Annotated in this window: 19 protein-coding genes; 10 read left to right on the top strand and 9 right to left on the bottom strand. The window is 70.1% G+C overall.

Annotated features, from left to right (window positions below):
* Window positions 1-70 precede the first annotated feature (70 nt).
* Complete coding sequence (locus ACWPN3_RS21910; RefSeq protein ID WP_492241158.1) at window positions 71-1,921, top strand: right-handed parallel beta-helix repeat-containing protein; 1,851 nt, start codon at window positions 71-73, stop codon at window positions 1,919-1,921.
* A 129-nt stretch (window positions 1,922-2,050) separates the two neighbouring features.
* Here ACWPN3_RS21910 and ACWPN3_RS21905 read toward each other — a convergent pair whose 3' ends face one another.
* The 4 genes from ACWPN3_RS21905 to hemC form a co-directional block, all read right to left on the bottom strand.
* Complete coding sequence (locus tag ACWPN3_RS21905) at window positions 2,051-3,400, bottom strand: heme biosynthesis protein HemY (protein WP_492241157.1); 1,350 nt, start codon at window positions 3,398-3,400, stop codon at window positions 2,051-2,053.
* Window positions 3,397-5,151, bottom strand: coding sequence for a mitofilin family membrane protein (locus tag ACWPN3_RS21900; protein WP_492241156.1), 1,755 nt, complete (start codon window positions 5,149-5,151; stop codon window positions 3,397-3,399). Before ACWPN3_RS21900 ends, ACWPN3_RS21905 begins: the two co-directional genes overlap by 4 nt.
* A gap of 135 nt (window positions 5,152-5,286) precedes the next feature.
* On the bottom strand, window positions 5,287-6,057 hold the full coding sequence (locus ACWPN3_RS21895) for a uroporphyrinogen-III synthase (RefSeq protein ID WP_492241155.1): 771 nt from the start codon (window positions 6,055-6,057) through the stop codon (window positions 5,287-5,289).
* Window positions 6,058-6,083: 26 nt separating this feature from the next.
* The gene (gene hemC, locus ACWPN3_RS21890; RefSeq protein WP_492241154.1) at window positions 6,084-7,022 is read right to left on the bottom strand and encodes a hydroxymethylbilane synthase; all 939 of its coding nucleotides are present in this window, start codon (window positions 7,020-7,022) and stop codon (window positions 6,084-6,086) included.
* A gap of 156 nt (window positions 7,023-7,178) precedes the next feature.
* Between hemC and tsaD the strand changes: the two genes are divergently transcribed.
* The 3 genes from tsaD to ACWPN3_RS21875 all read left to right on the top strand — a co-directional run bounded on the left by tsaD (window position 7,179) and on the right by ACWPN3_RS21875 (window position 9,881).
* On the top strand, window positions 7,179-8,264 hold the full coding sequence (gene tsaD, locus ACWPN3_RS21885; protein WP_492241153.1) for a tRNA (adenosine(37)-N6)-threonylcarbamoyltransferase complex transferase subunit TsaD: 1,086 nt from the start codon (window positions 7,179-7,181) through the stop codon (window positions 8,262-8,264).
* 43 nt (window positions 8,265-8,307) lie between these two features.
* Window positions 8,308-9,327: an NAD(P)H-dependent glycerol-3-phosphate dehydrogenase gene (locus tag ACWPN3_RS21880; RefSeq protein WP_492241152.1), complete on the top strand. Its 1,020-nt coding sequence runs from the start codon at window positions 8,308-8,310 to the stop codon at window positions 9,325-9,327.
* A 137-nt stretch (window positions 9,328-9,464) separates the two neighbouring features.
* A complete protein-coding gene (locus ACWPN3_RS21875; RefSeq protein ID WP_199237551.1) occupies window positions 9,465-9,881 on the top strand; it encodes a DUF2141 domain-containing protein in 417 nt (138 codons plus the stop codon).
* A 19-nt stretch (window positions 9,882-9,900) separates the two neighbouring features.
* On the opposite strand, the gene ACWPN3_RS21870 is transcribed toward ACWPN3_RS21875, so the two are convergent.
* The 3 genes from ACWPN3_RS21870 to ACWPN3_RS21860 all read right to left on the bottom strand — a co-directional run bounded on the left by ACWPN3_RS21870 (window position 9,901) and on the right by ACWPN3_RS21860 (window position 12,578).
* Window positions 9,901-10,695 carry a methyltransferase domain-containing protein gene (locus tag ACWPN3_RS21870; RefSeq protein WP_492241151.1) on the bottom strand — a complete coding sequence of 265 codons (795 nt, stop codon included), beginning with the start codon at window positions 10,693-10,695 and terminating at the stop codon, window positions 9,901-9,903.
* A gap of 93 nt (window positions 10,696-10,788) precedes the next feature.
* Window positions 10,789-10,977 (bottom strand): hypothetical protein, encoded by a 189-nt coding sequence (locus ACWPN3_RS21865; protein WP_174471096.1) that lies wholly within the window; start codon window positions 10,975-10,977, stop codon window positions 10,789-10,791.
* A 119-nt stretch (window positions 10,978-11,096) separates the two neighbouring features.
* Complete coding sequence (locus ACWPN3_RS21860) at window positions 11,097-12,578, bottom strand: sensor histidine kinase (RefSeq protein ID WP_492241150.1); 1,482 nt, start codon at window positions 12,576-12,578, stop codon at window positions 11,097-11,099.
* A 130-nt stretch (window positions 12,579-12,708) separates the two neighbouring features.
* On the opposite strand from ACWPN3_RS21860, the gene ACWPN3_RS21855 reads away from it, so the two are divergent.
* The 4 genes from ACWPN3_RS21855 to ACWPN3_RS21840 all read left to right on the top strand — a co-directional run bounded on the left by ACWPN3_RS21855 (window position 12,709) and on the right by ACWPN3_RS21840 (window position 15,540).
* Window positions 12,709-13,023, top strand: a complete 315-nt coding sequence (locus ACWPN3_RS21855) for a hypothetical protein (RefSeq protein WP_109445429.1) — start codon at window positions 12,709-12,711, stop codon at window positions 13,021-13,023.
* Between the two features lie 69 nt (window positions 13,024-13,092).
* Window positions 13,093-14,538 (top strand): D-glycero-beta-D-manno-heptose-7-phosphate kinase, encoded by a 1,446-nt coding sequence (gene rfaE1, locus ACWPN3_RS21850; RefSeq protein ID WP_109445430.1) that lies wholly within the window; start codon window positions 13,093-13,095, stop codon window positions 14,536-14,538.
* Between the two features lie 215 nt (window positions 14,539-14,753).
* Window positions 14,754-14,963 (top strand): cold-shock protein, encoded by a 210-nt coding sequence (locus ACWPN3_RS21845; RefSeq protein WP_109052004.1) that lies wholly within the window; start codon window positions 14,754-14,756, stop codon window positions 14,961-14,963.
* Window positions 14,964-15,171: 208 nt separating this feature from the next.
* Complete coding sequence (locus tag ACWPN3_RS21840) at window positions 15,172-15,540, top strand: DUF6481 family protein (protein WP_492241149.1); 369 nt, start codon at window positions 15,172-15,174, stop codon at window positions 15,538-15,540.
* Between the two features lie 156 nt (window positions 15,541-15,696).
* Here ACWPN3_RS21840 and ACWPN3_RS21835 read toward each other — a convergent pair whose 3' ends face one another.
* A complete protein-coding gene (locus ACWPN3_RS21835; RefSeq protein WP_042692070.1) occupies window positions 15,697-15,855 on the bottom strand; it encodes an entericidin A/B family lipoprotein in 159 nt (52 codons plus the stop codon).
* A gap of 174 nt (window positions 15,856-16,029) precedes the next feature.
* On the opposite strand from ACWPN3_RS21835, the gene ACWPN3_RS21830 reads away from it, so the two are divergent.
* Together ACWPN3_RS21830 and lpdA are read left to right on the top strand one after the other, a co-directional pair.
* Complete coding sequence (locus tag ACWPN3_RS21830; RefSeq protein WP_492261740.1) at window positions 16,030-16,617, top strand: Uma2 family endonuclease; 588 nt, start codon at window positions 16,030-16,032, stop codon at window positions 16,615-16,617.
* A gap of 160 nt (window positions 16,618-16,777) precedes the next feature.
* Window positions 16,778-18,175: a dihydrolipoyl dehydrogenase gene (gene lpdA, locus ACWPN3_RS21825; RefSeq protein ID WP_109445433.1), complete on the top strand. Its 1,398-nt coding sequence runs from the start codon at window positions 16,778-16,780 to the stop codon at window positions 18,173-18,175.
* Between the two features lie 101 nt (window positions 18,176-18,276).
* Here lpdA and ACWPN3_RS21820 read toward each other — a convergent pair whose 3' ends face one another.
* Window positions 18,277-20,457: a methyl-accepting chemotaxis protein gene (locus ACWPN3_RS21820; RefSeq protein ID WP_109445434.1), complete on the bottom strand. Its 2,181-nt coding sequence runs from the start codon at window positions 20,455-20,457 to the stop codon at window positions 18,277-18,279.
* Between the last annotated feature and the right edge of the window lie 115 nt (window positions 20,458-20,572).

The following is a 20,572-nucleotide window of genomic DNA, read 5'->3' as shown; positions in this document are numbered from 1 at the left end:
GGCCCAAATCCTGCCTCGGGTTCTGCTGACGTCCGCGTTTCTGCTGACCGCCGCCGGATGGGGGCCGGCGTTGGCGGCACAGACAAGTTCCAATGAGACGACCTTCTACGTCTCGCCCACCGGCAACGACCGCTGGTCGGGGCGCCTTGCCCAACCGTCGGCCGATGGGCGCGACGGTCCGTTCGCCACGCCGGCCCGTGCGCTGGCCGCCGCCAAGGGAAGCGGGCCGGCGACCGTGCGGCTGCACGGCGGCACCTATCGGCTGACCGCCCCGCTGGTGGTGGATGCGTCGCTGCCGGGGCTGCGGCTGGCCGCGGTGGAGGGCGAGCAGCCGGTGCTGTCGGGGGGCGAGGCGGTCGGCGGCGCGCAGACGGCCAACGGCGTGCTGTCGGCGCCGCTGACCCGCGATCCGGCGCTGGACGTGTCCATCGGCGGCCCCGGTGAAAGGTTGCGCCTGGACGCGGCACGCAGCGGCGATTTCACGCCCGGCGATCCGCGCAGCGGCTGGTTCCCGGCCAAGGCTGTGCAGTCCGATCCCAAGAGCCAGGGGAGCAAGCGGCAGATGCGGCTGCCTCCCGGCCTGCTGAAGGCCGGCTGGTCTGGGCCGGGGGTGCGGGCGCAGGCGCTGGACCGCGAACGTCTGTCCGACGATTTGCTGGGGGTGGTGTCGGCCGACCCCGGCGGGTTGCTGAGCTTCGACGGCGACGGGCAGTATCCGTACCGCGACGGTTCGACCGTGCGGTTGCTCGGCCATCCCGATTTCCTGACGCGGCCGGGCGAATTCGCCTGGGACGCCAGGGCGAAGCGCCTGCTGGTCAAGCCGCCGACCGGGTTGAACGCCGCCGGGGCGGATCTGGTGGTGGCGCGGCAGCCGGTGCTGCTGCGGCTGGACAATGCCCGCAACGTGTCGGTGGAAGGGCTGACCTTCACCGACGTGCCGTGGGACGGCAACGCGGTGGTGGTGAGGGGCGGCAGCGGGGCACGGGTCGCCGGCAACCGCTTCGCCCTGGTCGGCACCGCGGTGATGCTGGACGGCGCCAGCCGGACCGAGGTGTCGGGCAACCGGATGGAGCATCTCGGCCGCTCCGGCGTGGTGCTGGCGCCCGGCAGCAGCGACAACCGCATCCTCGCCAACCGCATCAGCGACATCGGCGAGGTGCGCTTCTTCAGCGGCGGCGTGATGGGGGCCGGCATCCGCAACACGCTGATCGCCCACAACGACATCCGGCGGTCGGCCCGCTACGGCATCTCGATCAAGAACTGGAACCCGCAGACGGTGAACAGCGACAACACCATCGAGTTCAACCGCATCCGCGACACCGCGCGCCAGACCGCCGATGCCGGCGCCATCGAGATGCTGGGCCGCAGCGGCAACGACACCCGCAGCTTCGTCCGCTTCAACGACATCCGCGACACCGGTGGGCTCGCCACCGATGCGCAGGGGCGCTGGCTGGCCCGCTACAAGGGGTTCGGCATCTATCTCGACGACATGACCAGCGGCGTGACGGTGCAGGGCAATCTGCTGGAGAACACCGGGATGGCGGCGATCTTCCTGCATGGCGGCGACAACAACCGGGTGGCCGACAACATCACGGTGATGAACGACGGCAAGGACCGCTTCCTGCGGCTGGAATGGGTGCCCAGCGCCGGACAGGCCGGGCGGATGCACGGCAATGTCGCCGACGGCAATGTGGTGGCCGGCCCGTCGCCGAAGGAGCAGCTCGTCAACAGCCTGTCGGGCGGCGAATACCGCATCGACAACACCCGGCTGGAGAGCGCGGCGCCCGTTGCGGAGACGGCCGGTGCCGCTGGTGGTGCTGCCCGGGCCGCGGCCCCACCGGCGGGCGGTCGTCTGCTGGACCGCCTGCTGGCGATGAAGGAACTGCCGCTGGACCGCGTCGGTCCGGAGGGGATGCGGTAGGGCTGCGATGCTCGGGGAGATCGCAGGCGCGGTGGACGGGAGACCGCCGACGCCTACGTCTGTCCCATAAAGAAAAAGCGCCCTTCCCGGTGGGGAAGGGCGCTTTTTCTCGTGCTCTGCAACGATCCCTTACGCGGTCGCCGGACGGGCCAGCGCCGGGGGGATGTCGGTCGGTTCCATCACCGGGACGGCCACCGTCGGGGTCTTCCAGGTCAGGCTGTCGAAGGCGCCGCAATGGCCGCACAGGCCACCCCAATTGTGGCTGACCGCTCCGCAGGAGCCGCAGGTCCACACCGGATCCTCCGGCGCGGCGGCGGCCTGGGCCAGCCAGTCCTTCGCCGCCTCCTCGTCATGGCGCTCGCCGCGGTCCAGCTCGGCCATCAGGCGGTAGGTGCGGCGGGTCGGGCCGATCTCCATGGCGCGGTTCAGGTGCTGGCGCGCCTCGCCCCACAGCTGGGCCTCGATGGCGGCCTGGGCGACGGCGAGGTGGGACTCGGCCGAATCGGGGGCCTGACGCACCAGCTTCTGGAACAGGCGGACACGGGTCAGCGCGTCATAGCTGGACACGATGGTCCGGTAGATGTCGGCCAGTTCCGGATGCGGCGCGTGGCGCCACGCCCGCTCGACCACCTTGGCGGCCGGCTTCAGCCGGTCGGCGGCGACCTGGAGGCGGGCCAGCCGCACGGCGGCGGGGGCGAAGCCGGGCATCATGTCGTGCGCCGCCTGGGCATGCGACAGGGCGGCGTCGGCACGGCCGCGGCGCTCCGCCTCGAAGCTGCGCTCCAGCAGCAGGACGGCGCGGTGGCGGCGGCCCTCCTCGGTCGGGATGGCCCCGCTCTGGATCGCCTGTTGCAGGGTGCCCTCGGCCGCAGCCCAGTCGCCGGCCTGCGCCTCCAGGTCATAGAGCGTGCTGAGCAGCCAGGGCGTGTTGGGCTGGAGCCCGCGCGCCTTGCGGGCGAGGTTCAGAGCCTCCACCCGGTCGCCCGACTTGATCGCCTGGGTCAGCAGCCCGCGCATGCCGAGGAAGGCGGTTTCCGGCCGTTCCAGCATCGCTTCGAAATACTGGCGGGCGGCGCGCTCGTCGCCCTGCAACTGGGCGGCCTGGGCCGACAGCAGCATGGTCAGCGGCGGCTCGTTCAGCAGGCCGTCGGCCTTGCGCGCCATCTTGCGCGCCGTCGGCGCGTCGCCGGCGGCGATGGCGACCATGCCCTGGGTCAGGGCGCGGTAGCCGCGCTCGCGGCGGCGGGCCCGGCTGTGGCGGCGCAGCCGCTGCGGCGTGCGGATGACGCCACGCAGCAGGCGGTAGCCCAGCGCCGCGATGCCCAGCGTCGCCAGCGTGACCAGCAGGGCGACCCAGAAGGGCGCCTCGACGGCGTAGCCCAGCCAATGGACGCTGACGGTGCCGGGACGGTCGGCAAGCCAGATCGCGGCGGCGATGACCACCGCGACCTTCAGAAGGAACCAGAGGGCGCGGATCATTGGGCCGTCCCCTTCCCGCCGGCGGCGGTGGTCATCAGGGCGATGGCGCGGTCGTTCAGCTGGCGTGCGGCCTGATCGGCGGCCACGCGCGCCTTGGCGTCGGCCAGCCACGGAGCGGCGGTCTGGGCGGCCGGACCCTGGAGGGTCGACAGCTCCTCCACCGCCTTGGCCAAGTTGCCGGCGGAGAGAGCGGCCTCGGCGCGGGCGACGACGGCGTCGGCGGTGGTGCCGACAACCCCACCGCCCTCACGGCGCACGGTGACCAGGGTGGACAGCTTGCCGACCGCCGAGTCGATCCAGCTGTTGCCCTCGCCGCGGATTTCAGCGCGGACGATCTCGCCGGCCAGCGGCTGGAAGCGGTCGGTCAGCTGGGCGCGAGTCGGGATGCCCTTGGCGGCATAGGGCGCCACGGCGTCGAGCGGCTGGGTCACGCCGGCATCGGCGATGTTGAGCGCGCGGACCGCCTGCAGATCCTGCTGGAACGGCTGCCCGCCCGACAGGGAGGCGCGCAGCTGACCGGCGGCCAGCACCAGCGCCTGGGCGGCGGTGGCGGCGTCCTGCCGCTCGCTGACGGCCTGATTGACGCTGGTGACCTGCTGCTTCAGCGAGTCGACCTCGCCACGCAGCTCCTGCGCGGCCTGGGCGTTGCCGGAAGCGGCGGTGACCTTCTGCTCCAGGGCGGCGAGGCGGTCGGCCAGCGCCTTCTGGGCATCGGCGGCGCTGGCGGCGGCGGCGGTGTCCGGGGTGGCGGCCGGGCGCTTCTCCAGCGCATCGATCCGCTGGGTCAGCGCGGAGACATCGACGCTGGCGCTGCCGTTGCCGGCGGCGGCCGGACGCTGCTCCAGCTTGCCGAGGCGGTCGGCCAGCTGCTGGATCTGCGACCGCAGCGCCGGATCGGCCGGCGCGGGCGCGGCGCCGGAGGCGGCGGGCGGCGGGGCTGCCGGCCAGCCGGGCAGGGCCGGACCCCACCAGGGCTCCGACAAGGCGGCGGCGCCGACCAGCAGGGCCACGACCGAGAGCGCGGTGGCGAAACCGCCGCCGGAACGCGGCTCCTCGATATAGGACGGGGTGGGGGCGATGGTCGGACGCACCGGCTCGGCATCGGCGCTGCGGCTGTAGCCCGCGCTGCCGGTGCTGCCGGACGGCGTCCAGCTGGTGGTCGAAGAGGTCGTCTTCGTCCCGCCCGACTTGATGGAATCCGTCTTCGTGTCTTCGGCCTTCTCCGCGTCGCTCTTCGGCAGGTCGCCCAGGCTGTCGGTGGCGCCGATGGGCGTTGCCGGCGGGATCAGGGCATCGGCGGATTGCAGCTCGGTCACCGCACCGGCGGTCGCGCTGGGGGCCGGGGTGTCGGCGTCGGAGATGGTGCCGGGAATGGTGTCGGCCGGGGAGGCGGCCGGGATCGGCTCGACCACCGGAACCACGTCGATCGTGGTAACGGGCGGGATGATGACGGCGGCCGCGGAGGCATCCGCCGGACGGTCCTCGCTGGGGGTCGCCGCGTCCAGGTCGGCGTCGTCCAGCTTGATGCGGTGCTTGGCGGCGGCGGCGCGCAGGTCGGCATGGCGGGCGAGCGGGATGGCGCCGCGCTTCTTCCAGCCCTGGACCGTCGTCACCGGGGTGTCCAGCTTGTGGGCCATCGGGCGGATGCCGCCGAAACGTTCGACGATGCGGTCGACCGCCGCATTGCCGGTGCTGGCGCCGTCGCCGTCACGGTCGGTGCCGGGGCGTTCGGAGCCTGGACGAGAGGTCATGGGCTGTACCTTCGGTTCGCTGTTGTTCGTTGTAACGTCACAGCCCCCTGACCGGTCCCCCTCGTCCCCCGTACGGCTGAGCCGACCATCCGGAAGCACCGGAGGCGTAAGCCGTACGGCCGGACCGCGCCGGGGTTACCCGGCGACCGGCAACAGATCGAGCAGGGAGTCCTGCTCCGGCCGAGCCGCCACCCGTACGCTTCGCCACGGCATCTCTCCCTGTCCGCCGTACGCACGGGCAGCCTCCGCGACCGCGGGGCTGAGGCAGAACGCATCGACCGTACGACAACAGTCGACCAGCCCCGCCTCGGCCAGCAGCCTAACAAAGGATGTTGCGGTACGGGGAGAGAAAAACAACACGCCGTCGAGTGCGGACGTACGCAAAAATGTCGCGGTATCCTCCGAGAGGGTTAGCGCGGGTACGGCATCGTACATCACGCTGCGCCGCAGCGTGAAACCGGCCGCCCCCAGCAGGCCGGCAAGGTCGCCCGCCACCTTGCTTCCCGCCACATGCAGGAGCGTCCCGGCGGACGGATCGCGCAGCGAGCGCACCCGCTCGGCCAGCGCGTACACGTCGCCCGACGCACTGTCGACGTCGGCGAAGCCGGCCGCCCGCGCCGCCCGCGCCGTGGCGTCCCCGACGGCTTGCACCGGACGGTCACGCCGGCTCGTACGTTTGGCGTAGGCGCGTACGCCGTTTGCGCTGGTGAACAGCAGCGCCTGTACGTCCGATAGGTCGGGTTCCGGCCCGTCGAGCCAGACCATCGACAGCATCGGCTCCACCGCCACCGCATGGCCGAGCGCCTCCAGCCGGCGGACCAGCGGCTCGGCATCCTCCGCCGGACGGGTCACCAGCAGGCGCGTACGGGGGTTGCGACGGGGCGGTTCGGGCTGCTTTTCCGTCATGCGGAAAACCTGACCGGAGCGGGGGATCAGTGGGGGGCGGCGACGAAGAAATCGGGCGGCAGCTGCGCCCGGATCTCGGTGCCGGCATCGCTGCCGAGCGACTCGGCCTCGTCCGGCCGTCCGCGGCGCTCGGTCCGGAAGATGATGCTGCCGTCATGCGACAGCACCTTGGCGCGCAGATGCAGCCCGTCGCCGTCCAGCATCGCCAGCGCCGCGATGGGCGTGCGGCAGGAGCCGTCCAGCGCGGCCAGCAGAGCGCGCTCCGCCGTGACGCGGACCATGGTCTCATCGCAGTTCAGCGGAGCCAGCAGGGCGCGGGTGGTGTCGTCGTCGCTGCGGATCTCGATGCCGATGGCGCCCTGGGCCACCGCCGGCAGCATGGTTTCCGGTTCCAGCACCGCGGTGATGCGGTCGGTCAGGCCGAGGCGGCGCAGGCCGGCCAGCGCCAGCAGGGTGGCGTCGACCTCGCCGGCGTCCAGCTTGGACAGGCGGGTCTGCACGTTGCCGCGCAGCGGGAAGATCGTCAGGTCGGGACGAAGTTCCAGGACCTGGGCCTGGCGGCGCAGGCCGGCGGTGCCGACCACCGCGCCCGGCGGCAGATCGGCCAGCCCACAGCCGGTGCGCGAGAAGAAGGCGTCGCGCGGATCCTCGCGCGGCAGCAGGGTGGCGATCTCCAGCCCGTCGGGAAGCTGGGTCGGCACGTCCTTCATCGAATGGACGGCAAGGTCGGCGCGGCCGTCGAACAGCGCCTCCTCCAGCTCCTTGGTGAACAGGCCCTTGCCGCCCGCTTCCGCCAGGGTGCGGTCGAGGATGCGGTCGCCGGTGGTCTTGAAGACGACGATCTCGATGGCGCCGGGCGCGGCGAGATGCGGATGGGCAGCGATCAGGCGGTCGCGGGTTTCATGGGCCTGCGCCAGCGCCAGCGGGCTGCCGCGCGTCCCGATACGGAGCGGGTGGGTCGTCATAGGGCGTGTTCTAGGGGATCCGCGCAGCTTTGCAAGGATTCGTCGGCTCCTCATACATAAGATTGAGGCGGATCAAATTTCATGCGCGTGGGTGGGTGCCGGGCCGCCCGCAACTCCATCCTGTACCCGGACCGCCAAGGCGGCTAATTTGGCGCCATGATCGTTCTTGGAATCGAAACGAGCTGCGACGAGACGGCCGCCGCAATCGTCACCGACGCGCGCGAAATCCGCGCCGACGTCGTGCTGTCGCAGCTGGACGACCACACGCCCTATGGCGGTGTCGTCCCGGAAATCGCCGCCCGCGCCCATCTGGAACATCTGGACGGGCTGATCCGCCGCGCCATGGACGAGGCCGGGATCGGCTTCGGCGACCTCGATGCGGTGGCGGCCACCGGCGGGCCGGGGCTGATCGGCGGCGTCATCGTCGGCGTGATGACCGCCAAGGCCATCGCCGCGGCGCGCGGGCTGCCCTTCGTTGCGGTGAACCATCTGGAAGGCCACGCGCTGACCGCGCGGCTGACCGACAATGTCGCCTTTCCCTACCTGCTGCTGCTGGTGTCGGGCGGACATTGCCAGCTTCTGGCGGTCGAGGGCGTTGGGCGCTACCGCCGGCTCGGCACCACCATCGACGATGCGGTCGGCGAGGCGTTCGACAAGACCGCCAAGCTGCTGGGGCTGGGCTATCCCGGCGGGCCGCTGGTGGAGAAGGCGGCGGCGCGCGCCACCGACCCGGCGCGCTTCGAGCTGCCGCGGCCGATGCTGGGGCGTCCGGGCTGCGACTTCTCCTTCTCCGGGCTGAAGACTGCGGTGCGGCGTCATGTGGAAGAGTTGGGCGGCACATCGTGCGGCGTGCTGTCGGATGCGGATCGCGACGATCTCGCCGCCGCCTTCCAGGCGACGGTGGCGGAGGTGCTGGCCGACCGTTGCGCCCGTGCCATCCGCCGCTTCAAGGAGGACCATCCGCAGGGCGGCGCCCTGGTGGTCGCCGGCGGCGTGGCGGCCAACAAGGCGATCCGCAGCCGGCTGTCGATCCTTGCAGAAAAACAGGGCATGCCGTTCGTCGCCCCACCGCTGCGCCTGTGCACCGACAATGCGGCGATGATCGCCTGGGCCGGGATCGAGCGCTTCCGCATGGGCGAGAGCGACCCGCTGAACTTCGCCCCCCGTCCGCGCTGGCCGCTGGACCCGAACGCGGCGCCGGTGATCGGGCGTGCAGGCGTGGGTGCGGGGGTGAAGGCGTGATGGACGCGCACTTATCCTTTTCTTCCCGCGTAGGTGACCTGCCATGAGTGCCTTGCCCATCTCCACCCTCAACCGCATCGGCGTCGTCGGCGGTGGCGCCTGGGGTACGGCATTGGCGCTGGCGGCGTTGCGGGCCGGGCGGGAGACGGTGCTGTGGGCGCGCGAGCCGGCGGTGGTGGAGGCGATGAGCATCCGCCGCGAGAACCGCGACTATCTTCCCGGCGTGCCGCTGCCCGATGCGCTGCGGGTCACCGGCGAGCTGGCCAATCTCGGCGGCTGCGACGCGGTGCTGCTGGTGTCGCCGGCCCAGCATGCGCGCGTCGTCACCGCGCGGCTGGCACCAATTCTGAAGCCGGGGGCGCCGGTCGTCGTCTGCGCCAAGGGGATCGAGCTGGACAGCCACGCGCTGATGAGCGAGGCGGTGGCGGCGTCGCTGCCGGCCGGCAATCCGGTGGCGATCCTGTCCGGTCCGACCTTCGCGGCGGAGGTGGCGCGCGGGCTGCCGACGGCGGTGACGCTGGCCTGTGCCGACCATGACCTCGGCACGGCGCTGGTCGCGGCGCTGGGCAGCCGCACCTTCCGTCCCTACCGCTCGGACGATGTCGTCGGCTCGCAGATCGGCGGGGCGGTGAAGAATGTGCTGGCCATCGCCTGCGGCGTGGTCGAGGGGCGGCGGCTCGGCGACAATGCGCGGGCGGCGCTGATCACCCGCGGGCTGGCGGAGATCACCCGGCTGGCGCTGGCGCTCGGCGGCCGGGCGGAGACGCTGATGGGGCTGTCGGGGCTGGGCGACCTGACGCTGACCTGCTCCAGCCTGCAGTCGCGCAACATGTCGCTGGGGGCGGCCCTGGGCGAAGGCAAGGCGCTGGCCGAGATCCTGGCGGTGCGCCGGTCGGTGGCGGAGGGCGTCTATACCGCCGCCGCGGTGGTCGGGCTGGCGGCGAAGCTGGGCGTCGACATGCCGATCTGCGCCGCCGTCGACGCCATCCTGAACCGCGGCGCCGGGCTGGACGAGACCATCGACGGGCTGCTGTCGCGGCCGTTCCGCGGAGAGGGCGTCTAAGGGACGGGCTGATCTACGGTCGTCATGGTCGCGTACTGTACCGCGAAGCACCCGGCCGGTCGGGTGCCGCCAGGGGAGAACGGGGAATGACGGCACGGCGACGGTTCACAAGTTGGTTCACAAGGACGATTGCCCCGGTGGCGCTGCTGGCGCTGGCCGCCTTGGGATCGGGCGCGGGAACCGCTGCGGCCGGGGAACTCCGCGCAACCGTCCGCAACGTCAAGCCCAATCAGGGCAAGGTGATGGTCGCGCTGTTCGACAGCGCCGAGGCGCAGAAGGCGAAGGCGCCGCGCGCCGGCTATTTCGTCGCGGCGCTGGGGACCGAGGTGCAGGTGGTGTTTCCGGACCTGCCGGCCGGGCGCTATGGGCTGATCGCCTTCCAGGATCTCGACAACAATGGGGAGATGGCCACCGGCCTGTTCGGCATCCCGGCCGAACCGCACGGATTCAGCCGTTCCGCCCGCGGCAGCTTCGGCCCGCCGGGCTTCGACGATTATGCCGTGGCGGTCGGGGCCTCCGGCGTCGCGACGACGGAGATCCGGCTGGTCGAGTGATGGGCCGGCAGCGGAGTCCTCACACCTGCGCCAACAGGAACAGCCACTTGGTCGGTATCAAGGCGCCGCCGCTGGAATGTTCGGGATAGGCGGTCTCCAGCCGGCGGCGGTAGGCGGCAAGGAAGCCGTCGAGGTCGGGGCCGGCCAGACGGTCCATCACCGGAACCAGCGCCGACTGGTGCAGCCATTGCAGAAGCGGCACGTCGCCGTCGAGCGCGTGGAAATACTCGGTCTCCCAAAGGTCGATCACGGCGCCTTGGGGAGACAGCCAGTCATAATAGTCCTGGGCGCCGTGGCCGGGGCTTTCCGTCTGCTCCGCCGCGGGCCAGGCATCGTGCAGCCGGTCCGACCATGGGCCGTCGGCAGCGGTTTCCAGCAGCAGGCGGTGGGCGGTCTGGGACTGCGGGCGGGGCAGGGCGACGGCCAGGACGCCGCCGGGGCTGAGCGACTGCAGCAGGTCGGGGAACAGCCGTTCGTGCCCGCCCAGATGGTGGAGCCCGCCGACGGAGATGACGAGGTCTACCGGCCAGTGCGGGCGCCATTCGCCGAGATCGGCCTGCTGGTAGCGCACGCGCGACGGCGTGTCGGCGGCCCAGCGCAGCATCGCCGGGGAATGGTCGACCGCCAGCACGTCGGCCTGGGGCCAGCGCGCCGCCAGCAGCCGGGACAGCTGTCCGGCTCCGCAGCAGAGATCGACGACGGTGTGCGGTGTCGGAGAGAAGGGAAGCGCCGCCGTCAGGTCCATGACGGGACGGCGGCGCAGGACATCGATGGTCGCGAAGGCGTTGGGGTCCGCCCTTGTTGCCCATGTCATAGAGCATGTCATGTGGCACCCGCTTCGTTGGGCGCCTGCTCCCACCCGGGTGGTTCACCCGGCCTTCATGTTACCGGTCGCTTGGCGCGAGGGTCAGTGGGCGGAGCCCAGACGGTCGAAATAGCGGCCGATCGACGCGAAGATGAAGAGCACGCAGCCGAGGAAAACGATCAGGCCACCGGCCGCGAAGGCCTCGTCCGCCGCGCGCGAGGAGGCGAGCAGCCCGACGAAGGCCATGATGCCGGCGAGGATGGGGTTGATCCAGAAGGAGAAGGCTTTCACGTCGCGGAGTCCTTTCAGAACAAGGCGTTGGCGGTGGGGAAGCGCCCGCCTCCCGCCCCGCCGGGCTGCTCGCGAACGCTTCGGCTTTGAAGGAATTCTGCGGGACGAACCCGGCAGAATCAATGCGACACAAACGACTTGTGCGCTGCAACGGCTACAGCACCGCTGTCCGCATTGCATTGCGGTATGTCAAGGGCGAAGGCCGTTCCGGCGGCGTCGCTTTCCACCAGCCGCAACTCACCGCCATGGGCGCGCAACACCTCCCGCGCGATGGCAAGGCCGAGCCCGATTCCGCCGGCCCGCGCCGATCCGGCGAAGGGCTGGAACAGGTTCTCCCGCGCCCGCGGCGCCAGTCCGGGGCCGTTGTCGGCGACGGTCAGGGTCAGACGGTCGGCTTGCCCGGCCTGGATGGAGAGACGCACCCGGTCGGCGCCGGCCTGCACCGCGTTGCGGCCGAGATTGACGAGCGCACGGCCAAGCTGGGCGGCATCGACCTGCGCCAGCGTGCCGGCGGGGATGTCGTTGACCCAGTCCGCTTCCACCCGGCCGCCGTCGGGCCGGGCGGTGGCGAGAACCTCGGCGCCGACCTCCTCCACCAGCCGGCGCAGGTCCGTAGGCGCGGGAGAGAGCGGCAGGACGCCGTCGCGGGTGAAGGACAGGGTCTGGCTGCACAGCTCCACCGCCCGGTCCAGCGAGGCGACCAGCCGTGGCGTCACCCGCCGCACCTCCGGATCGGCGCTCTCGGTCAGCCGCTCCGACAGGAGGGAGGCGGTGGACAGGATGCCGCGCAGGTCGTGGTTGATCTTCGCCACCGCGGTGCCCAGCGTGGCGAGCCGCTCGCGCTGGCGCAGGGCGGCGCGCACCGTGCCCTGCATGGCGGCCAGCTCGCGCTCCGCCACGCCGATCTCGTCGGCGCGGGTGCCGGGCACCAGCGGCGGGGCGCCGTCGGGGTCGCGGCGGAAGGCGACCACCTCGGCGGTCAGGCGACGCATTGGCCGCACCAGCAGGGCATGCAGCGTGACATAGACCAGGATCGCCGCGATCAGCGAGATGGCGACCGACACCGCCAGGATGCGGCGGGAGAAATCGAGCATGGCGTCGATCAGCGGCCGCTCATCCATCGTTACCTCGACGCGCTGGGCCGGGTCGTTGGGCGACCGGTCGATCACCCGGATCACCCGGTTGCGCTGCGGCCCGACAGCGCCTCCCAGGGCGCCTTCAAGGGCGAGCCACAGGGCGTTGCCGGCATCGACGAACTGCATGCCCATGCCGGTGCCGCGCAGGTCGTACACCGCATCGGCCTGCGGCGGCATCGGGCGCGACAGCATGTAGACGCGGGCACCCGGCTGGATCAGGTCGATGACGTGGGTGCCGGTGTAGGCCAGCAGCTTGGCCTGCAATTCCTTCGTCACCATCAGGTCGGGGGCCGCCTCCACCGACAAGGCGGCGATGTGGGCGGCAGCCAGCCGCTCCTCCAGGTAGCTCATCCGGAAGCGCGCGATGGAGGGGGCGTAGATCAGCACCTCCGCCAGCAGCACGAACAGGATGGTGAGCAGCAGGAGCTTGGCCGACAGGCTGGTCGCGACGATGGGACGGGGCATGGTGGCTCGCAATGTGCCGGATGTGCTGGCGGAGAGGGCGCGTGACCTTACGCGCCGGACAGTCATCTTCTACACTAAGCGGCCGTCAGCGGCCCGGATGTCGGAAGGCGGCATGACCGGAGGATGTGCGATGCGGAATTTCCTGAAATACGAGGCGGTCACCACCATGGAACGCAATGCGGCGCTGACCGCGGTCGCCGATGCGCTGGGGGCGGCCGGGGGCTGGATCGTCGACCACACGCTGTTCTCCGACATCATGGCGACCATCCGCTTCGCGCTGCCGGGCGACCGGACCGGGATCTTCGAGGCAGCGCTGGCCGATGCCGGCCTGACCGTCGAGCCGGCGGCGGGGACTGCCGGTGCGGAGGAGGTGAACGGAGCGATCAGCCTGACCTTTGCCCGCGGATCCGGCGATCTGCGTCGGGACGTTCCCGCTTTTTCCTGATGCCTTCATTCCGGCCGGCGCAAACTTGTCCTCTGGCGTTACCGCTTTGGCATTGGTAAGACAGGCGCCATGAGCGACCTTGCCCGTCACATCGACACCCTGTCGCGCGCCAACGTGCTGTGCCTTGGCGACGTGATGCTTGACCGTTTCGTCTATGGTTCGGTGGACCGGGTGTCGCCGGAGGCGCCGATTCCCGTCCTGCGCGTGGACCGCGAAGTGCCCAAGCTGGGCGGCGCCGGCAATGTCGCGGCCAATCTGGTGGCGCTGGAGGCGGACTGCCGCTTCGTCTCGGTGGTCGGGCGCGACGGCGTCGGCACCGATCTGCTGGCCCTGCTGCGGCGCGAGGGCGTCAGCGACGGCGCCATCGTGATGGAGGACGGGCGCCAGACCACGGTGAAGACCCGCTTCATCGCCGGCCAGCAGCAGCTTCTGCGCACCGACATCGAGACGGTGGTGCCGATCACCGTGACCGACCGCGTGCTGGAGCGTGTGCGCGGCCTGCTGCCCGAGGTGGGCGGCGTCATCCTGTCCGACTATGGCAAGGGCGTGCTGACCGACGAGCTGGTGGTGGCGGTGATCGCCGCCGCGCGGCAGGCCGGGCGCACCGTGGTGGTCGATCCGAAGGGGCGCGACTACCGGCGCTATCGCGGGGCCGACATCGTCACGCCGAACCGCAAGGAGCTGATGGAGGCCACCGGCCTGCCGGCGCGCACCGACGAGGAGGTGATCGCCGCCGCCCGCCACCTGATCGCCACCTGCGGCATCGGCGCCGTCGTCGCCACCCGCAGCGAGCAGGGCATGTCGGTGGTGACCGCCGAGGATGCGGTGCACCTGCCGGCCGAGGCGCGCGAGGTGTTCGACGTGTCGGGCGCCGGCGACACCGTGGTGGCGACGCTGACCGCCGCGCTGTCGGTGGGGATCGATCTGGTCGATTCGGCGCGGCTTGCCAATCTGGCGGCCGGCATCGTGGTGGGCAAGGTCGGCACGGCGGTGGTCCGCTCGGCCGAACTGCTGTCCGGCCTGCACGAGCAGCAGTGGCGCCATGGCGAGGAGAAGGTGCTGACCCGCGACGCCGCGGCGGAACGGGCGGAGCGCTGGCGGCTGCGCGGCAAGCGGGTGGGCTTCACCAACGGCTGCTTCGACCTGCTGCATCCCGGCCATATCGCGCTGCTGAAGCAGGCCCGCGCCGCCTGCGACGTGCTGGTGGTCGGGCTGAACAGCGATGCGTCGGTGAAGCGGCTGAAGGGCGAAAGCCGGCCGGTCCAGAACGAGACGGCGCGCGCCACGGTCCTGGCGTCGCTGGGCTGCGTCGATCTGGTGGTGATCTTCGGCGAGGACACGCCGGAGACGCTGATTCACGCCCTGCGTCCCGACGTGCTGGTCAAGGGGGCCGACTACACCATCGCGACGGTGGTGGGGGCGGATTTCGTCCAGAGCTATGGCGGAAAAGTGGTGCTGGCCGATCTGGTCCAGGGACAGAGCACGACAAACACCATCAAGCGTATGAAGGGGTGAGACGATACGGCGGGCCGCGTCCGCCGGGATCGCATGTCGGCCCATCGCGATTGTCACTTGCAACCGCTCGGCCCATGCCCCAGTTAAGGGAGGTCGACGTTGCTCTGGGCTTTGTTATTCCGATCCGTCCTGCGGATTTGGGTCTCTTCCCCGAAGTGAAATTGATGCGCCTGCGCAACTTCGCGCGGGGGCAACGCCAGGAAGGGAACTGACCCATGGCTATCGGTACCGTCAAGTTTTTCAATTCGACCAAGGGCTTTGGCTTCATTCAGCCGGAAGACGGCACGGCCGACGTGTTCGTCCACATCTCCGCTGTCGAGCGCGCCGGCATCAGCAACCTCGGTGAAGGCCAGAAGCTGTCCTTCGACGCGATCCGCGATCCGCGCCGCGGCAAGGTTGCGGCCGAGAACCTGCGCGCGCTCTGAGCGCAGCAGGGTCGAAGAGAAAGGGCGGCTCCGGCCGCCCTTTTTTTGTACTGGAAATCGGGAGCGCCGCAGCCGGGACTGCTCGTCCCTGGCGCCGCATCTCTGCCTTTGGCGGTCCTGCCAATCGCATCTTTCGGCGGTTCGGCCCGATATGAGACTTGCTTGATGGTCTGCCTGCGGGCGTGACCAATTTCAGAAATGGATGGATATGAACGGTTTCAAGAATGCAGGGCTTTCGGAGCGTCTGAGCGCAGCCGCCGGCGCGAAGAAGGCACTGCTGGAAAAGTTCAAGGCGCAGCCCGGTGTGAACGATCCGATCTTCGCGGAGCGTGAAGAGGCCCGGCGGGCCGTCCGCATCGCCCGTGAGGCCCGCGAGGCCGAGCGCAATGCCGCGCGCGATGCCCGCAAGGCCGCCGAGCAGGAAGCGTTGAAGGCGGAACAGGCCGAGCAGGCTGCCCGCGAAGCGCTGGCGGTTCAGGGGCTTGCCGAGCAGGCCGAGCGCCAGATGGCTGCGGCGGCGGAGGCGAAAGCCGCCCGCGATGCCCGCTATGCCGCGCGCAAGGCCAGGAACCGCTGACGCGGATCGCGGGAGCCCGGCAACCGGTCCGACCCGCGGCACCGACCCTCTGACACAGCAATGGCCTCCCATGCGGTTCGGATCGAACGCATGGGAGGCCATTGCTTTTTGGGGTCGGCTCCGGGGGAGGTTCCCGGAGCCGCGAAGGCTTCGGGATTACATCTTCTTCTGGACGTTGTCGGCGCCGCGCTCGATGGCGCGACCGCCGGCCTGCACGTCCTGGCCGGCGCCCTCGACGGTGTTGCAGGCGGCCAGCGTGGTGCCCAGCAGGGTGCCCAGGACGGCGAGCAGGGCGAACTTCTTGATGGTGGTCATGGCGGTGGTCTCCGTTGCGGTGGCGCTGTGATGCCGTTTGAACGCAAGCGGGGCCGTAAAGGTTTCCGGAATCGGAAGGGGAGGGGACTTGCGCAAAAGGGGTGCCCTTCGCTTCCATGCCGCAATGGACTACATTGGCACTGTTCCCGAACGCCATTCGGATCGGAGACCGCCATGCCGCTCGCCCGCCGCTTCACCCCGCTGACGACCGTCGAGGAATTCCTGGCGATGGAGTTCCGGGACGACGCCCGGTATGAACTCGTCGATGGCGGGATCGTCGCTCAGGGCCATCCCAGCCGGGCGCATAGCACCCTGCAAGGCGCGCTGACACGCCGGATCGGCAATTCATTGGAAGACCGCAACCGTCGCACCGGCCAATCCTGTGTCGTTTTGCCGGAAGCCGGCGTCCGTCCGCATTTCGACCCGACGCACAATTACCGGGTCGCCGACCTCGCAGTGACCTGCGAACCCTTCAACCCGGAAATCCCCTACACCACCGCACCGGTGCTGCTGGTGGAGATCCTGTCGCCGACGGAGGAGAAGGCGCAGCGGGCCAAGCTGCACGCCTATGCCGCCATGCCGTCGGTGCGCGAGATCCTGTTCCTCGATTCGCGGGCCGTCCGGGCGGAACTGCACCGCCGCGATTCGGACGATCTCTGGCCCGCGGCACCCGAGGTGCTGGAGGAGGAGGGGCGGCTGGTGCTGGAGACCGCCGGTCTCGACATGCCGCTGGCGGAGCTTTACCGCGACCTCGGCTTCTGACCTCCCACCATCGGGCAACCCTGCCTCCAGAGACGAAGTGTCCCGTTGCCACGGGGCGTGAGCGCGGGCATAAATCGCCCCGCGGATGATCCCGCGCGCCCTCCCCGCTGGATGGGACGGCTTTTGGCAACGAGCAAGAATGGCGAAAGGAAAGCCTCTCATGGCTGAAAGCACTTTTGACGTCGTTGTGATCGGCGGCGGCCCCGGCGGGTATGTCTGCGCGATCCGCGCGGCGCAGCTCGGCTTCAAGGTCGCCTGCGTCGAGAAGCGGGGGACGCTGGGCGGCACCTGCCTGAACGTCGGCTGCATCCCGTCCAAGGCTCTGCTGGCGGCGTCGGAGAAGTTCGAGGAAGCGGCCCACGGCCTCGCCAAGTTCGGCATCAAGGTCGGCGGCGTCGAACTCGACCTGCCGGGCATGCAGGCCCACAAGGACAAGGTCGTCAAGGACAACGTCACCGGCATCGAGTTCCTGTTCAAGAAGAACAAGATCGCCTGGCTGAAGGGTGCCGGCAAGATCACCGCCGCCAACACCGTCGAGGTCGAGGGCGTCGGCGCCATCACCGCGTCGAAGGCGATCGTCATCGCCACCGGCTCCGACGTGACCCCGCTGCCGGGCATCGCCATCGACGAGAAGCGCGTGGTGTCCTCCACCGGCGCCCTGTCGCTGCCGGAGGTGCCGAAGCATCTGGTCGTCATCGGCGGCGGCGTGATCGGTCTGGAGCTGGGCTCGGTCTGGGGCCGGCTGGGCGCCAAGGTGACGGTGGTCGAGTATCTCGACCGCGTGCTGCCGACCATGGACAACGAGCTGTCCAAGCAGGCCCAGCGCATCTTCGCCAAGCAGGGCATGGACTTCAAGCTGAGCACCAAGGTGACCGGCGCGTCCGTGACCGAGACCGGCGTGAGCCTGACGGTCGAGCCCGCCGCCGGCGGTGCCGCGCAGACCATCGAGGCCGACACCGTCCTGGTCGCCATCGGCCGCCGCCCCTACACCGAGGGCCTCGGCCTGGAGGCGGTGGGCGTCGAGCTGGACCGCGGCCGCGTCAAGATCGACCACCACTTCCAGACCAACGTGCCGGGCATCTACGCCATCGGTGATGTGGTCGAAGGCCCGATGCTGGCCCACAAGGCCGAGGAGGAGGGCGTCGCGCTCGCCGAGCAGCTGGCCGGCCAGAAGAGCCACGTCAACCACGACCTGGTTCCCGGCGTCGTCTACACCTGGCCGGAAGTCGCCGCCGTCGGCAAGACCGAGGAGCAGCTGAAGGCCGCGGGCGTCGCCTACAAGGCCGGCAAGTTCCCGTTCACCGCCAACGGCCGCGCGCGTGCCGGCGGCAACACCGACGGCTTCGTGAAGATCCTGTCGGATGCCGCCACCGACAAGGTGCTGGGCGTCCACATGATCGGCCCGAACGTGTCGGAGATGATCGGCGAGCTGGTGCTGGCCATGGAGTTCAGCGCGTCGGCCGAAGACGTCGCCCGTACCTGCCACGCCCACCCGACCTTGTCGGAAGCGGTCAAGGAAGCGGCGCTGGCGGTGGACGGGCGTCCGCTGCACATCTGATCCCTGACAGCCGATCTGCGGGCTGCAAGGTTCGTAACGATGAAAGGCTCCTTCACCGGCCGGTGGAGGAGCCTTTCGTATTTTCGCGATCAATCAGCCCGTCACGCCGCGCGGATCGTCGACAGGAAGCCGTTCACCGCGCTGCGCAGGCGGCCGGCATCGTTGGCGAGCTGGCCGGAAACCGACAGGACGTTCTCGGCGGAGTGGCCGGCCTCGACGGCGGCGCTGCGGACATCGGCGATGGTCTTGGTCACCTCCTGGGTGCCGCTGGCCGCCTGTTGGACATTGCGGGCGATCTCGGCGGTGGCGGAGCCCTGTTCCTCCACCGCGGCGGCGATGGCGGTGGAGATCTCGTCGATCTGGGCGATGATGCCGCCGATGCCCTTGATGGCGCCGGCGGTCTCGCCGGTGACCCGCTGCATGCCGGTGACGTGGCCGGCGATCTCCTCCGTCGCCTTGGCGGTCTGGCTTGCGAGGCTCTTCACCTCCTGGGCGACCACGGCGAAGCCCTTGCCGGCCTCTCCGGCGCGGGCGGCCTCGATGGTGGCGTTCAGCGCCAGCAGATTGGTCTGGCTGGCGATGTCCTGGATCAGCTGCACCACGGTGCCGATCTTCTCCGCCGCCTCCGTCAGGCTCAGGACCTGGCCGTTGGCCTGCTGGGCGGCCTCGACCGCCTCGCGGGCGATCTGGGCGGAACGGTTGACGCGCTCGCCGATCTCCTGGATCGAGGCCGACAGCTCCTCGGTCGCGCTGGCAACGGTCTGAACGTTGCTGCTGGCATCCTGGGAGGCGGTGGCGACCACGCCGGCCTGCTGGCTGGTCTGGGTCGCGGTGGCGGTCATCGTCTGGGCGGTGCCGGTCATCGACTGGGCGGCGCGGTCGACGCCGTCCACCACGTTCATCACCTGGGCTTCCAGAGTGTCGGCCAGCTGCAGCATGGCCTTGCGGCGCTCGGCGTCGGCCTTGGCCTGATCCTCCGCCCGCTGGTCGATCATCCGCTTCAGCTCGGCCATCATCTTGCGCAGGGCCTCGGCCAGCGCGCCGACCTCGTCGGATTGCCGGATGTCCAGCGTCTGGTCGAAGCGGCCGGCGGCGATGCCCTCGGCGAAGGCGACGCTGGCGCGGATCGGCCGGGCGACGCCGCCGGCGACCACCCACATCACCGCGACGGCACCGAGCGCGACCAGGGCGCCGACGGAGACCTGCCAGAGGATGTTAGAATTGGCCCGCTCCCCCAACTCCATGGACAGCGCCATGCCGTCGGCCAGCACGATGTCCTTCGGCACCTGGACCAGAACGGCCCACGGCTTCTCGGTGTTGCCGAGCGTGATGGGAGCGAAGCTGCGCAGCATGTTGGTGGAGGCTTCGATGTCGACATGCGGCTTGCCCGCCTGGACGCTCGCCAGATCGGCCTGCCAGGAGACGTCGAAGGTGGAGATCGACTGGCCGATCAGGTCGGGCCGGGCACTGTGGGCGACGATCAGACCCATGTTGCTGATGATGACCACTTGGCTGCGGCCGTTGAAAACCGCGGCGCTGACCTTGGTCGACAGCTGCTGGACGAAGTCGAGGTTGAAGTCGGCGCCGGCCACGCCGCGGAACTTGCCGCCGATGACCACCGGAACCGATAGGGTCGCCAGGAACACCTGCTTGCCCTGCACGATGTAGGGCAAGGGGTCGAGCACGCTTTCCCGCCCGGTCTCCTGCGGGCCGATGTACCAGCCGCCCTTCATCACGCCGTTGGGATGACGGTCGCGGCTGTCGTACTCGACCAGCGGCTGCATGGCGATGCGGCCGTTCTGGTCGCGGTTCCAGTAGGGGATGAAGCGGCCGGTGGCGTCGGTGCCGGTCTCGCGGCGGCCCCGGAACTCCTCGTCCCGGCCATCGAGCGCGTCGGGCTCCCAGGCCGAATAGGTGCCGTTGAACAGCGGGTTGCGCTTCAGCACCGACAGCAGCACGCCGTTGAAGGCTTCGCGCCGCCGGTCCGGCGGGACATGGCCGGGCGCCCCGTCGTCGGCGAGGCTGGAGAAGCCGGTCGCCATCGTCCGCGCGGCATTCAGCGCGGTGTCGAACTCCGACCGCAGCAAGCCGGCCTGGGTCGCTGCGAGATTCTGCAGGGACTCCGTCGTCTTGCTTTCGAGGATCCGTTCGACGTTCCCGGTGACGAACTCATTGCTTGAGCGGGTCGACAGTACGGCGAAGCCGACCAGCACGGCGACGGTGCCTGCCAGGCAGAAGCCCGACAGCATCGCAATCTTGGATTGGATGGATTTCGTCTGCATAAAGTCTTTCCCCCGGCTTCTCCGCATGGATAGAGGGGACTGTCGATCTTCAAAATTAACGGCAGATTAACGAGAGTTAGGGGGTAAAACCTCGTCTTCGGGACTTAAGTATTAA

Source organism: Azospirillum sp. UENF 111221 (genome assembly GCF_058780625.1).
The sequence above is the reverse complement of the archived record's forward strand: the minus strand, read 5'-3'. Positions and strand labels throughout refer to the sequence as shown.

Excerpts from the sequence above, each read along its gene's own strand:
- ACWPN3_RS21905 (WP_492241157.1), bottom strand. The coding sequence starts at position 3,400 with ATGATCCGCGCCCTCTGGTTCCTTCTGAAGGTCGCGGTGGTCATCGCC.
- ACWPN3_RS21900 (WP_492241156.1), bottom strand. The coding sequence starts at position 5,151 with ATGACCTCTCGTCCAGGCTCCGAACGCCCCGGCACCGACCGTGACGGC.
- ACWPN3_RS21895 (WP_492241155.1), bottom strand. The coding sequence starts at position 6,057 with ATGACGGAAAAGCAGCCCGAACCGCCCCGTCGCAACCCCCGTACGCGC.
- hemC (WP_492241154.1), bottom strand. The coding sequence starts at position 7,022 with ATGACGACCCACCCGCTCCGTATCGGGACGCGCGGCAGCCCGCTGGCG.
- tsaD (WP_492241153.1), top strand. The coding sequence starts at position 7,179 with ATGATCGTTCTTGGAATCGAAACGAGCTGCGACGAGACGGCCGCCGCA.
- ACWPN3_RS21880 (WP_492241152.1), top strand. The coding sequence starts at position 8,308 with ATGAGTGCCTTGCCCATCTCCACCCTCAACCGCATCGGCGTCGTCGGC.
- ACWPN3_RS21870 (WP_492241151.1), bottom strand. The coding sequence starts at position 10,695 with ATGACATGGGCAACAAGGGCGGACCCCAACGCCTTCGCGACCATCGAT.
- ACWPN3_RS21860 (WP_492241150.1), bottom strand. The coding sequence starts at position 12,578 with ATGCCCCGTCCCATCGTCGCGACCAGCCTGTCGGCCAAGCTCCTGCTG.
- ACWPN3_RS21855 (WP_109445429.1), top strand. The coding sequence starts at position 12,709 with ATGCGGAATTTCCTGAAATACGAGGCGGTCACCACCATGGAACGCAAT.
- rfaE1 (WP_109445430.1), top strand. The coding sequence starts at position 13,093 with ATGAGCGACCTTGCCCGTCACATCGACACCCTGTCGCGCGCCAACGTG.
- ACWPN3_RS21845 (WP_109052004.1), top strand. The coding sequence starts at position 14,754 with ATGGCTATCGGTACCGTCAAGTTTTTCAATTCGACCAAGGGCTTTGGC.
- ACWPN3_RS21840 (WP_492241149.1), top strand. The coding sequence starts at position 15,172 with ATGAACGGTTTCAAGAATGCAGGGCTTTCGGAGCGTCTGAGCGCAGCC.
- ACWPN3_RS21835 (WP_042692070.1), bottom strand. The coding sequence starts at position 15,855 with ATGACCACCATCAAGAAGTTCGCCCTGCTCGCCGTCCTGGGCACCCTG.
- ACWPN3_RS21830 (WP_492261740.1), top strand. The coding sequence starts at position 16,030 with ATGCCGCTCGCCCGCCGCTTCACCCCGCTGACGACCGTCGAGGAATTC.
- lpdA (WP_109445433.1), top strand. The coding sequence starts at position 16,778 with ATGGCTGAAAGCACTTTTGACGTCGTTGTGATCGGCGGCGGCCCCGGC.
- ACWPN3_RS21820 (WP_109445434.1), bottom strand. The coding sequence starts at position 20,457 with ATGCAGACGAAATCCATCCAATCCAAGATTGCGATGCTGTCGGGCTTC.